The following is a 13,635-nucleotide window of genomic DNA, read 5'->3' on the forward strand; positions in this document are numbered from 1 at the left end:
TCCCCTGCCCTATTATTTCAAATATCATTCAGATTATGTCTAGTTCAATTCAATGGAAAACCATTAAGGAATACGAGGAAATCCTTTTCACACTACACGAAGGAATTGCAAAAATAAGCATTAACCGCCCGCATAAACACAATGCATTCACGCCGCTGACCGTCACCGAGATGATCGACGCAATGCATATTTGCCGCGAAGACACGAGAATTGACGTGATCATTTTAACCGGCGAAGGCGGAAAAGCGTTCTGCTCCGGAGGCGACCAGTCGGTGCGCGGCCACGGCGGCTATATTGGCGACGACCACGTGCCGCGTTTGAATGTGCTCGATCTGCAAAGGATGATCAGGTCGATCCCAAAGGCAGTTATTGCGATGGTGGCCGGCTGGGCGATCGGCGGCGGGCACGTTCTGCACGTGATATGCGACTTATCTATTGCGGCTGAAAATGCCCGGTTCGGACAAACCGGCCCGAAAGTCGGCAGTTTTGACGGCGGCTTCGGAGCGTCTTACCTGGCGCGCGTTGTAGGGCAGAAAAAAGCGCGTGAGATCTGGTTCCTGTGCGATCAATACGATGCGAAAGAAGCGCTTGATATGGGTTTGGTGAATAAGGTTGTACCGCTGGAAAAACTCGAAGAAACGACGGTGGCGTGGTGCAAAAAGATTCAGGAGAAAAGCCCGCTTTCAATCAGAATGCTCAAAAGCTCCTTCAATGCGGAGCTGGACGGGCAGGCGGGAATTCAGGAATTGGCCGGGAACGCGACTTTGCTTTATTATCTGAGCGAGGAAGCGAAAGAAGGTCAGAAATCGTTTCTTGAAAAGAGAAAGCCTGATTTTAGTAAATACCCGAAATTCCCCTGATTTTACACAACACATTCAATACAAAAGCCTAACTGAAAATCATGAACTATTGGCTCGTCAAATCCGAACCCAGCACATATCCCTGGGACCAGCTTGTTAAGGAAAAAGAAGGAATGTGGGACGGTGTGCGTAATTACGCAGCACGCAACAATTTAATGGCCATGAAAAAAGGCGATCAGGTACTTTTTTACCATAGCAATGAGGGAAAAGAAGTAGTGGGCCTGGCGGAAGTTTCCAAAGAACATTATCCTGATCCTACTGCCAAAGAAGGTGACTGGGTAGTGGTGAATGTAATTCCTGTTGAAAAATTTCCAAAAACAGTAACGCTGGCGCAGATTAAGGGCGATTCCCGGTTAAAAGAAATGGCTTTGGTGAAATTGTCAAGATTGTCGGTATCACCTGTGCGGCGCGAAGAATTTGACATTATTGTTGGACTGGCGCATGATTAAGCGTATTCTCCCAAGGCTCAGGCTGGCGTTTTTTGCAGTTTTGCTGCTTTGCATTCCGGTACAGGCCGGGGCGCAGAGTGTCAAGCGCGTGGAGCTTCCGCTTTCGGGCAACACGGCTTACCAGACCGTTCCGCTCGGCGAGCAAGGAGTATTACTGATCTCAAAACCCGACCGCGGTACATTTAATGTTCAGAAGTTTGACAGTAATCTCGATCGCGTCTGGTCCATTGATGGTCCTATTGAATCTAATCTGGACTATATAACCTCTTCTTACGACGGGCAGGCTGTTTTTTTGTTATTCAGCAAATACCGCAGCTCACTTTATCAGATCGTAAAAGTGAATGTGGGCCCCGGCTTTGTGGAGACTTTCACTATCAATACTGTCGACCGTTTTGAGATTACCGATTTTAAAACGCTGGGCTATTCTGTTTTTATGGCAGGAATGGTACGGAATGAGCCGGTACTGATTTTTACGCAGCTTACAACTGCTCAAACGAGAGTGCTGCCTTCCGCTATTAAAGGCTCGAATGCGATTCAGACGGTGGAAGTGGATACGGCGCATCATTTGGTAAATGTTTGTTTTGCGGTAAAAAAAGGAAGACAAACCAAGATAGTAGCGCGTTCCTATGAAGAAACGGGCGAGCTTTACACGCAGGTTTCAGTAGACCCGGAGGATGATTTTTCATTGCTGAGTGGCAGGTTGCAGGTATTGAACGATTCGGTCAGGATTGTGATCGGGACTTATGGGTACCGCAATATGCAGAGCAGCAGCACGGCGGCTTCGCAGGGTTTGTATATTAGTAAAATAGTGGGTGAAGAGACTGTTTTTACGAAATACCACAGTTTTACTGATTTCAAAAATTTTTTCAATTTCATGAATGAGCGCCAGCAGGAAAAGATCGAAAGGCGCATTAAGAAGAAAAAAGAAAGCGGCGACGATTTAAAACTGAATTACAGGCTTTTAGTACACGATATCGTACCAAAGGACAACCACTATCTTCTTGTGGCTGAGGCTTTTTACCCGGAATATCGCTACAATAACAATGCGATGATGGGTGGAATGGGTTATGGTGGATTTGGCGGCTATCCGTTTGGAATGGGACTTTATAACCCTTACTTATGGAATCCGATGTACGGCGGCCGCGGCTACAACCAGCAGGTTTTCGATGGATTTACATACACCCACGCCATCGTGACCGATGTGGATCAGAATGGAAATCTTGTTTGGGACAACAGCATTAACTTTGATAATGTAAAGAGTATGGAGCTGCGGGAAAAAATCCGCGTTCAGACTTTCGCGAATGGAAATTCTAGATTGGTTTACAGCCATAACGGCGCGATCCGCAGCAAGATTATCAAAGGCAACCAGGTAGTAGACAGCGACCGGGTAATCCCCAACGAAACCAATGTAGAAGGCGACAAGGTGAGAAAGACGAGTACTGATGATATTGACTATTGGTACGGTAACTTTTACCTCGCATGGGGCGAGCAACGCATCGTAAACGCAGCCGGCGACCCGCAGACGAGGGGAAGGAGAAATGTGTTTTATTTGAATAAAATTGCATATTGAGCGTATCTCAATGGCGAACAGCATCAGCCCGTGGGCCGTTGGCTGAAGCCAACGGAAATTAAAATCAATGCCCGTCGGCTTCAGCCGACAAGAAAAATACGGCCGGCTGGCCAAAACGGACGGAGGATGAATTACATACCAATCAGCATCAGCCCTGAAACCGTTGGCTTCAGCCAACGGAAATTAAAATCAATGCCCGTCGGCTTCAGCCGACAAGAAGAATAGGGCCGGCTGGCCGAAACGGACGGAGGATGAATTAAATACCAATCAGCATCAGCCCTGAAACCGTTGGCTGAAGCCAACGGCAATTAAAATCAATGCCCGTCGGCTGAAGCCGACGGATGGTACCATAAATAGAAAAAAAACAAAACGTGATCTTACTGACTCCAGACCAACATACTGACTACCAATTGATCGATTCGGGTGGCTTTGAAAAACTTGAACGATTCGGCCCCTACATTCTGACGCGGCCGGAGCCGCAGGCGATCTGGGATAAGTCGCTTCCTGAAAGTGAATGGGAAGAGCGGTCCAATGCAGTTTTCAAAAAGGATAAGAACTCTCAGGAAAAAGGACAGTGGGTATCTAAGGCGGATATGCCTGAAAAATGGGTCTTTCAGTATCGAACCAACTCCCTGCATTTGCGGAGCAAACTCATATTATCCTCATTCAAGCACGTAGGCGTGTTTCCGGAGCAAGCGACGAACTGGGATTACATTTACAAAAAGGTTAAAAAAATACCTGAGGAGAAGCCGAATGTACTGAACTTATTTGCCTATACGGGCATTGCTTCGCTTGCGGCGAAAGCTGCGGGCGCTGATGTTACGCACGTTGATTCTATCAAACAGGTGATCAGCTGGTCGCGCGAGAATATGCAGCTGAGCGGGCTTGACAATATCCGCTGGGTTGTGGAAGATGCATTAAAATTTGTTCAAAGGGAAGTGCGTCGCGGGAATCAATACAATGGTATTATACTCGATCCGCCAGCCTATGGACGTGGCCCAGATGGTGAAAAGTGGCTTTTGGAAGAAAGCTTGAACGAGATTTTACGGCTCTGTGCGCTGTTGTTGAAGAAGGAAAATAATTTTTTCATAATCAACTTGTATTCACTGGGGTTCTCGGCGCTGATCGTCGAAAATTTGATCAAAGCACATTTCGAAAGCGCAACCAATCATGAATTTGGCGAATTGTATGTTGCCGATTCTTATGGCAAAAAGTTGCCGCTGGGTGTCTTTTCACGGTTTTCAGATCAAAACGATTGAAATATAGCAAGCCTATTCAATTAATGAAATCAGCTGTTTCGGGCTACCTTATTTTTCTGATAACCATCGCTCTGGGCGGATTACTTCAGTCCTGCCAGAGCGATGCGAGAAATGCTACGCGTATCCCGCCGGTTGTGAAAAAGTCGCGGGCGCAGTGGCAGAATGATGCTGTACTTTCACTGACAGAGCTCATTAACAGAGGCATTGATTCCGATATCAATTACTTCAAGAGAGCAAGGATCTATTTTGAAAGAGAACAATATAATGAGGCACTGGATGATATCAACGAGTCGATTTACGAGCAGGATAATGTAAGCGACTACTTTTTGCTTCGCGGAAGGATTAATAGGGAGCTTGGCAAGATCGACAATGCACTCGAAGATGCACAACGGGCCGAAGCTTTGCAGCAAAGCAGTCCGGAATTATATGTGCTGCTCGCTGATATTTTACAGGCTAAAAACCGCTTTGGTGAGTCGGTTGGCTACCTCAACCAGGCGCTGAAAATGGCTCCTTACGATGGGCCTGCTTACTATGTAAAGGGAATGTTGCAAGCCCGGCAAGGCGATTCGCTTTCTGCTTTGGCGAGCCTCGACTACGCTATTAATGTTAACCCCAGAATGCTCCGCGCATATCAACAGAGTATTTTGTTATTACGAAGACTCAAAAATATCGAAAAGGCTCTGCAGGTGAACCAAAAGGCGATAGAAAGCTTTCCAAACGACCCTAACCTGCATTATGAGCAGGGCCAGATCTTCGTTGCAATGGCCAGACCAGATACTGCGCTATTTAGTTTTCAGAAAGCCGTTTCGCTAAGTCCTGACTACGAAGATGCGCTTTTACAGATTGCGAACATTGGAATACAATTAAAAGCATATCAAAAGGCTATTCCCGCTCTTTTAAAACTAGTAAAGAAGAAGCCGCAGTCGAAAGAAATTAACAATATGCTCGGCCTTTGTTACGAGAAAAACTACGATTACGAGAACGCGAAAACCTATTACAGCACCGCATTGGCCCTTGCTCCGGGTGACCAGGATGCCAGGTACGGGTTGTACAGGATCAGGTTGAGGGAAAATGAAGAGAACAGCTATCAATCGTATTACCCGGACGAAAATCCGGCAGCCAGCTACAAACTGCTGGATACGGCGCGTGTTAAAATCAATGTATTGAAACCGCGGGGTACTACAAATATCCGCGTCGACTCAACGCGAAAAGCTAAAATTGAATAGCTTTGTACTTTGCCGGTTTTTGAGAAAACCTTTGAATTAAATCCACAGAATAGATTTTTGAATGAAAGACGAGTCTCAAGTAAAAATTACCCTGCCCGACGGTAGCGAACGCTTTTACCCAAAAGGAGTTACTGCCCTCGAAATTGCACTCAGTATCAGCGAAGGACTTGCACGCAATGTGATCGCTGCGAAGGTCAACAATGAAGTTTGGGATCCCACGCGTCAGATCACGCAGGATTCACTTGTGAAGTTACTGACGTGGAATGACGAAGATGGTAAATCCACATTCTGGCATTCATCGGCCCACTTACTGGCGGAGGCGCTGGAAGCATTGTATCCGGGTGTTAAATTCGGTACGGGGCCTTCTATTGAAAAGGGTTTTTACTACGACGTCGATTTAGGTGACAAAACACTTTCTCAGGAGGATTTCCCTAAGATCGAAGCGAAAATGCTTGAACTGGCGCGACAGAAAAATGAGTATGTCCGCAAGCCAATCAGCAAAGCCGAGGCAATAGATCTATTTACACAAAAAGGAGACGAATATAAACTGGAACTGATCGACGGTCTTGAAGACGGTTCGATTACATTATATGAGCAAGGCGGTTTTACTGACCTTTGCCGCGGCCCGCATATTCCTAACACAGGGATTATCAAGGCTGTCAAACTGACTAATATTGCCGGCGCATATTGGCGAAATAAGCAGGAAAACAAGATGCTAACCCGCATTTACGGGATCACTTTTCCAAAACAAAAAGAGCTGGAAGAGTATGTAACCCTGATAGAGGAAGCAAAAAAACGCGACCACAGAAAGCTCGGCAAAGAGCTGGAACTGTTTGCTTTTTCTGAAAAAGTGGGTCAGGGACTTCCTCTGTGGCTTCCAAAAGGCGCGATGCTACGGGAACGTTTGCAGGCATTTTTGAGCAAAGCGCAGGCCCGCGCAGGTTATACACCAGTAGTAACTCCCAATATCGGCAGCAAGGAACTATATGTTACTTCCGGGCACTGGGATAAGTATGGTAAAGATTCGTTTCAGCCTATCAAAACGCCGAATCCGGGTGAAGAATATTTGCTGAAACCGATGAACTGCCCGCACCACTGCGAGATCTATAAAACTTCTCCCCGCTCCTACAAAGACTTGCCTTTGCGGTTTTCGGAGTTTGGAACGGTTTACAGGTACGAACAAAGCGGCGAGCTGCACGGATTAACTCGTGTGCGTGGTTTTACGCAAGATGATGCGCACATATTCTGCCGCCCCGATCAGGTGAAAGAAGAGTTTGTACGCGTGATCGACCTGGTATTATATGTATTCAAAACCCTTGGATTTGACGATTACAGCGCGCAAATATCATTACGTGATCCGAATGACAAGGTTAAGTATATCGGTAAGGATGAGGATTGGGAGCGCGCTGAAAATGCGATCATTGAAGCTGCTTCCGAGCGTGGCTTGAATACCGTAACTGAATTGGGCGAAGCTGCATTCTACGGTCCGAAGCTTGACTTTATGGTAAGAGACGCATTGGGCAGGAAGTGGCAGCTGGGTACAATACAGGTGGATTACCAAATGCCGAAACGATTCGGACTGGAATATACCGGCTCTGATAACCAGAAACACCAGCCAGTGATGATCCACCGCGCACCTTTCGGTTCGATGGAAAGATTTATCGCGATATTGATTGAAAACACTGCCGGACAGTTCCCATTGTGGCTTTCACCTGACCAGATTGCGATCCTGCCTATTTCCGAAAAGTTTGCGGATTACGCGGAAGAGGTATTTTTCCAGTTGCAGGACGATGATATCAGGGGCTTCGTGGATCACCGGGACGAAAAAATTGGCCGGAAGATCCGTGACGCGGAAGTTTCAAAGGTTCCGTTTATGCTGATCGTCGGTGAAAAAGAAATGGCTGAGGGTAAATTGTCTATTCGACGTAAAGGAGAAGGTGACCTGGGTAGCATGACCGTGGCGGAATTTGCCGCTTTCTTCAAGAAAGAATCTGCGGTAATTTGATGTTTTCCTAACTTTTTGTTATAATTCAATCAGGAAGGCACTATTTTTGTTACCTCACTGTTAGCAATTTTGATTTTCACCGAAAAATAAAACAACACCAAACCAAGTTATATGGCATTAAGACCCCCTAGTGGACGGTTAAGAGTTCCCGAAGAACCTTATAAAATTAACGAACGAATTACAGCGAAAGAAGTACGTCTGGTTGGAGAGAATATTGAGCCAGGCATAGTGGATATCATCACTGCCCGAGCACTTGCGAAGGCGCAAAGTCTTGATTTGGTTGAGATTGCACCAACAGCAGTACCTCCGGTTTGCAAAGTAGTCGATTACTCCAAGTTCAAGTACGAGCAGAAGAAAAAACAAAAGGAGATCAAGGCGAAGGCCATGAAAGTTGTGATCAAGGAGATCCGTTTCGGTCCAAATACCGATGATCACGATTTCGATTTCAAACTGAAACATGCGATCAACTTTTTGAAAGAAGGTTCAAAGGTGAAGGCTTATGTCCATTTTGTTGGTCGGACGATTGTATTTAAAGAAAGAGGTGTCAATCTTTTGAATAAATTTTCTGAGGCACTGAGTGAATTCGGAAAGCTGGAAATGGAACCGAAACTCGAAGGAAAACGGATGACAATTATCCTTGCGCCTATCGTCAAAAGTAAGTGATCTTTACATATATAGAAATCGTGGCTTCGGTATTCCGGGGCCACGATTTTCATTTTATAAACATTTTGGCTAATTTTGCGCGCTGTTTTATATTTTATCAACTATTATTTTTTGAATCATGCCTAAAATGAAAAGTATTTCAGGAGCTAAAAAGCGATTCTCGCTGACCGGCACTGGAAAAATTAAGCGTAAACACGCTTTCCACAGTCACATTCTGACTAAAAAATCTAAAAAACGCAAGCGTGGATTGGTGAAGACGGGTCTTATCGACGTGTCTAACCACAAGCAAGTGTTGGCAATGCTTGGTTAATAAGCAAAGCCATTTAATTACAATACCATTTCGGTTTCTTAGTTCAACCCGGTAAAAGGCATTTAAGACTCAACAGAGCGCCCGTTATCAAAAACAGTTAAAACATGCCACGTTCAGTAAATCACGTTGCGTCACGTGCAAGACGTAAAAAAGTAATGAAGCTTGCGAAAGGCTATTTCGGCCGTCGTAAGAATGTGTGGACCGTAGCTAAAAACGCAGTAGAACGCGGTTTGGCTTACGCATATACAGGTCGTAAACAGAAAAAGCGTAATTTCCGCGCTTTGTGGATCCAACGTATCAACGCTGGTACCCGCGAGCACGGATTGTCTTATTCTGCTTTCATCGGCAAAATGAATGCAAAAGGCATCGAGCTGAACAGAAAAGTTCTCGCTGACTTAGCGATGAATCATCCGGAAGCTTTCAAAGCGATCGTTGATCAAGTAAAATAAAACAGCAATCCCGCCTCTCCGGCGGGATTTTTTTTGCCCCCATAAATTCTTCTTTACAATTAAATAATGCGCCATAATTGGGAAAGCTTGGTACTTTAGTAGCCTTGTCAGGTATTACAAAAAAGTGTCAAACGCTATTACCCTGTAAATGGAATCAAGAAGAGAGTTTATAAAAAAGGCCGGCATGCTCACTGGCGCAGCCGGACTATTCAGTACCCTACCCGCTTCTATTCAGAAGGCATTGGCCATAGATCCGCAGAAAGGGAGTACTTACCTTGATGCTGAACATGTGGTGATCCTGATGCAGGAAAATCGCTCATTTGATCACGCTTACGGAACATTGAGAGGTGTCAGGGGTTTTAATGACCCTCGCGCCATTACGCTTCCCAATCAAAATCTGGTGTGGCTGCAAACGAATGCATTCGGCGAAACGCACGTTCCGTTCCGGCTGAATATGCGGGAAACAAATGCGACCTGGATGGGCTCGCTACCGCACTCCTGGACCAATCAAGTGGATGCGCGAAACGAGGGTAAGTATGATAAATGGCTGATTGCCAAGCAGCCGAGCCACAAAGATTATACTAAAATGCCCCTGACGCAGGGATTCTACAACCGCGAGGATATTCCGTTTTACTACGCAATGGCGGACGCATTTACCGTTTGCGATCAAAATTTCTGCTCTGCCCTCACAGGTACTACTCCCAACCGACTCTATTTATGGACAGGCACGATCCGCGAAAATCCTGACCCGAAAAATTACGCGAATGTCAGAAACGAAAATGTGTCGGATGATGCGGAAGCTTCGTGGACGACTTTTCCGGAGAGACTGGAAGACCACGGCGTATCGTGGAAAATATATCAGAATGAACTGAGTATCTCAACTGGTTTGACAGGAGAAGAAGAATCGTGGCTGGCGAATTTTACGGACAATCCTATTGAATGGTTTTCTCAATACCAGGTCCGCTTTCACACTGGCTATCAGGAATATTTGAAAAATCAGATCAAAAAACTGCCGGGAGAGATTGAGGAAGGACAGACAAAATTAAAAGCAATGCAGCCGGGAAAAGACGCGGATCTGCTCGCGAAGAAACTCAGCGAAAAGAAAGCAAGTCTCGCAATTGCCAAAGAAGAAATAGTAAGATGGAGCGCTGAAAATTTCGAAAAGCTTTCTCAGCGTGCGAAGAATATTCATCAGAAAGCATTTACAATCAATAAAAATGATCCTGAATACAGGAAGATAACCACTGTAAAATACCTCGACGGGGATATTGAACACGAGGCGAAGGCGCCGCTGGGAGATATTCTTCACCAATTCCGGTCTGATGTGAAGACGGGCAAGCTTCCGACGGTTTCGTGGCTGGTGGCCCCTGAGAATTTTTCGGACCACCCTACCTCGCCGTGGTACGGCGCCTGGTATGTGTCGGAAGTAATGGATATTCTGACCGCTGACCCGGAAGTTTGGAAGAAGACGATTTTCATTCTTTGTTATGATGAAAATGACGGGTATTTCGATCACGTACCGCCATTTTCTGTTCCAAATCCTTATAAAGAAGATACCGGTGCAGTTTCAAAAGGCATTGACTGTAAAACTGAATATGTGACATTAAAAGAGGATATGACCAAAAAACCTGAAAAAGAGAGTCGGGAAAGTCCCATTGGATTGGGTTACCGGGTACCTCTTGTGGTCGCTTCTCCCTGGAACCGCGGCGGAAACGTTTGTTCCGAAGTTTTTGACCACACTTCTATACTTCAATTCCTTGAAAAGTTTGTGAGTCACAAGTCCGGAAAAGAGATTAAAGAAACGAATATCAGCGAGTGGAGGCGGACTATCTGCGGCGATCTTACTTCTACATTCTTACCGTACGAGGGAGAGCAGTTGAAAATGCCGACATTTTTGGAAAGGGATGAATTCATGGAAGGCATATTCAATGCAAAGTTCAAAAGGCTGCCAAACGGTTACAAAGCATTGACCAAGTCAGAAATTGACGAAGTGAATAAAGATCCTCTGACTTCATCCATTTTACCGAATCAGGAGAAGGGAACCCGCTCAGCCTGCCCTATTCCCTACGAACTATCGGCGGAAGGTGCTCTGAAATCTGACAAAAGTGCATTCGAAATAACGCTGGAAGCCAGAAATGACATGTTCAAGGACAGGGCTGCCGGTTCACCGTTTATGATTTATGCGCCCACAAAATATAAAAACGAAGCTTTCAAGGTCTGGAACTATGCCGTAAAAGCGGGAGACGCATTGAAAGGATCATGGAAAATAGGCGATTTTGAAGGTGGTAAATATCATTTGCGGGTATATGGTCCTAATGGATTTTACAGAGAATACACCGGCACGAAAGATTCTGGTTCTGTAAAGGTAGGATTACAGTACAGGCTCGATAAAAGCAGAAAATCGCAAGCTTTCGCCGTATTTACACTAACTGACCTGAATGCTGATAATAACGCAGTTGTAACCATTACCGACAACACTTACGGTGCTGGAAGTAAGCACGTTAATACCAGGGAGATCACTTCTGAAAATGGACTATGTATTCCGTTTGATCTGAAAAACAGTGCGAACTGGTATGATTTCTCGGTTACCATCGAAAACGACCCTGAGTTTCTGCAACGCTACGCTGGTCATATAGAAACCGGTCAATTGAGCCAGAGCGACCCTTATATGGGACAAGTACTCGCGTAGCATCTTCTCGTCAGGCTGGGATCCCGGCCTGACAGTTTGTCACTTCCCACCTTGCATGTATAATTTGGTACGGGCTTTTTAGAAAGTCTTGGAGCGACCGAAATACTGGTTAACGCTCAAAACGCACAGAATCAAATTATACTTAACTTTTAATATAGAACAATGGGAAAAATTATTGGCATAGACTTAGGAACTACGAACTCCTGCGTGGCTGTCATGGAGGGTAACGAGCCGGTTGTAATTGCAAACAGCGAAGGAGCCCGCACTACTCCATCCGTGGTTGCATTCATGGACAATGGTGAACGCAAAATCGGAGCACCGGCCAAACGTCAGGCGATCACCAATCCCAAGCATACTATCAGCTCCATAAAAAGATTTATGGGCAAAAAATATGATGATGTAACCAGTGAGCAAAAAACTGTTGCATACACCGTAGACAAAGGTCCGAATAACACGCCGCGTATACCTATCGGTGACAGGTTATATACACCACAGGAGGTTTCTGCATTCATTTTGCAAAAAATGAGACAAACAGCAGAAGATTATCTGGGTCAGGAAGTGACAGAGGCGGTTATTACTGTTCCTGCTTACTTTAATGATGCGGAACGTCAGGCTACGAAAGAAGCTGGTCAGATTGCAGGTTTGGATGTGAAACGTATCATCAACGAACCTACTGCTGCTGCGCTTGCTTACGGTCTTGACAAGCAGCACATGGACATGAAAATTGCTGTTTTTGACTTAGGCGGCGGTACTTTCGACGTTTCAATTCTTGAATTGGGCGACGGTGTTTTCGAAGTAAAATCTACTGACGGTGATACCCACTTAGGTGGTGACGATTTTGACCAGGTGATCATCAATTGGCTTGCAGACGAATTCCAGAAAGACGAAGCCGTTGACCTTCGCAAGGATCCAATGGCGCTTCAACGGTTGAAAGAAGCGGCTGAAAAAGCGAAAGTTGAATTGTCAAGCGGAACGCAGACTGAGATTAACCTACCCTATATATTCCCGGTTGACGGAATTCCAAAACACTTGGTTCGCACATTGACCCGCGCGAAATTCGAGCAGCTTGCTGATTCATTGTTCCAGAGAATGATGGAGCCTTGCAAGAGAGCGATGAAAAATGCAGGGTATTCAAACAGCGATATCAGTGAAGTAATCCTTGTGGGTGGTTCAACACGTATTCCACGCGTACAGGAGGAAGTTGAGAAATTCTTTGGCAGAAAACCTTCTAAAAACGTTAACCCGGACGAAGCAGTTGCAGTTGGTGCAGCGATTCAGGGTGGTGTTTTGACAGGCGAAGTAAAAGATGTATTGCTTCTTGACGTGATTCCACTTTCATTGGGTATTGAAACCCTGGGCGGTGTATTTACAAAACTGATCGACGCAAATACAACTATTCCTTCTAAAAAAACGGAGACATTCTCGACTGCTGCTGACAACCAGCCTTCTGTTGAGATCCACGTATTGCAGGGAGAGCGCCCAATGGCGACTCAGAACCGTACACTGGGCCGTTTCCACTTGTCGGATATTCCACCGGCACAACGCGGTACCCCTCAAATCGAGGTGACTTTCGATGTGGATGCGAATGGTATCCTGCACGTTTCGGCGAAAGATAAGGGAACCGGTAAAGAGCAGAAAATCCGCATTGAAGCTTCCAGTGGCCTTACCGACGCTGAAATCAACAGAATGCGTGAAGAAGCGAAAGCCAACGAAGCTGCCGATAAAGCAGAACGTGAGAAAATCGAAAAAATCAATGCCGCAGACAGCCTGATCTTCTCGACTGACAAACAGTTGAAAGAATTTGGAGATAAACTTTCCGAGGGCAACAAGTCTAATATCGAAGGGGCATTAGCTGAATTGAGAACAGCTCACCAAAGCCAGGATCTGTCAGGTATCGACTCTGCAATGGAGAAATTGAACGCTGCGTGGCAGGCTGCTTCACAGGAAATGTACGCACAGGGTGGCGAAGGCCAGCCGGGTGGTGCTAATCCGGGTGCAGGTTTTACAGGCGGCGCGAATCCTGGAAATCCGGGCGCGGCGGAAGGCGGAAACGCGACCGACGATGTGACGGATGTCAATTTTGAAGAAGTTAAATAAGACTCGCTTTGAAAATCCCCGTCTGAAAAGATGGGGATTTTTTTTACACGCAAGACCC

At 45.8% G+C, this 13,635-nt stretch carries 11 protein-coding genes; all 11 read left to right on the top strand.

The window, feature by feature from the left end:
* The first annotated feature begins 35 nt into the window (after positions 1–35).
* The 11 genes from menB (at position 36) to dnaK (ending at position 13,577) form a co-directional block, all read left to right on the top strand.
* The gene (gene menB / locus LZG94_RS10520; RefSeq protein WP_233791851.1) at positions 36–860 is read left to right on the top strand and encodes a 1,4-dihydroxy-2-naphthoyl-CoA synthase; all 825 of its coding nucleotides are present in this window, start codon (positions 36–38) and stop codon (positions 858–860) included.
* A gap of 41 nt (positions 861–901) precedes the next feature.
* Complete coding sequence (locus LZG94_RS10525; protein ID WP_233791852.1) at positions 902–1,309, top strand: EVE domain-containing protein; 408 nt, start codon at positions 902–904, stop codon at positions 1,307–1,309.
* Positions 1,302–2,879 (top strand): hypothetical protein, encoded by a 1,578-nt coding sequence (locus LZG94_RS10530; RefSeq protein ID WP_233791853.1) that lies wholly within the window; start codon positions 1,302–1,304, stop codon positions 2,877–2,879. The genes LZG94_RS10525 and LZG94_RS10530 overlap by 8 nt, the downstream gene beginning before the upstream one ends.
* Before the next feature lie 371 nt (positions 2,880–3,250).
* The gene (locus LZG94_RS10535) at positions 3,251–4,138 is read left to right on the top strand and encodes a class I SAM-dependent methyltransferase (protein ID WP_233791854.1); all 888 of its coding nucleotides are present in this window, start codon (positions 3,251–3,253) and stop codon (positions 4,136–4,138) included.
* A 23-nt stretch (positions 4,139–4,161) separates the two neighbouring features.
* A complete protein-coding gene (locus LZG94_RS10540; protein WP_233791855.1) occupies positions 4,162–5,364 on the top strand; it encodes a lipopolysaccharide assembly protein LapB in 1,203 nt (400 codons plus the stop codon).
* Positions 5,365–5,425: 61 nt separating this feature from the next.
* Positions 5,426–7,369, top strand: coding sequence for a threonine--tRNA ligase (thrS, locus tag LZG94_RS10545; protein WP_233791856.1), 1,944 nt, complete (start codon positions 5,426–5,428; stop codon positions 7,367–7,369).
* Positions 7,370–7,480: 111 nt separating this feature from the next.
* Positions 7,481–8,032, top strand: a complete 552-nt coding sequence (infC, locus tag LZG94_RS10550; protein WP_215233351.1) for a translation initiation factor IF-3 — start codon at positions 7,481–7,483, stop codon at positions 8,030–8,032.
* Positions 8,033–8,150: 118 nt separating this feature from the next.
* Positions 8,151–8,342 (top strand): 50S ribosomal protein L35, encoded by a 192-nt coding sequence (rpmI, locus tag LZG94_RS10555; RefSeq protein WP_215233352.1) that lies wholly within the window; start codon positions 8,151–8,153, stop codon positions 8,340–8,342.
* A gap of 104 nt (positions 8,343–8,446) precedes the next feature.
* Positions 8,447–8,791, top strand: coding sequence for a 50S ribosomal protein L20 (gene rplT, locus LZG94_RS10560; protein ID WP_215233353.1), 345 nt, complete (start codon positions 8,447–8,449; stop codon positions 8,789–8,791).
* A 148-nt stretch (positions 8,792–8,939) separates the two neighbouring features.
* Entirely contained in the window at positions 8,940–11,480 is a 2,541-nt protein-coding gene (locus tag LZG94_RS10565; protein ID WP_233791857.1) for a phosphocholine-specific phospholipase C, read from the top strand.
* A 162-nt stretch (positions 11,481–11,642) separates the two neighbouring features.
* A complete protein-coding gene (gene dnaK, locus LZG94_RS10570; protein ID WP_233791858.1) occupies positions 11,643–13,577 on the top strand; it encodes a molecular chaperone DnaK in 1,935 nt (644 codons plus the stop codon).
* The last annotated feature ends 58 nt before the right edge of the window (positions 13,578–13,635 follow it).

Origin of the sequence: Dyadobacter sp. CY343 (assembly GCF_021390335.1) — a bacterium.
In the GTDB taxonomy this organism is placed as follows: domain Bacteria; phylum Bacteroidota; class Bacteroidia; order Cytophagales; family Spirosomataceae; genus Dyadobacter.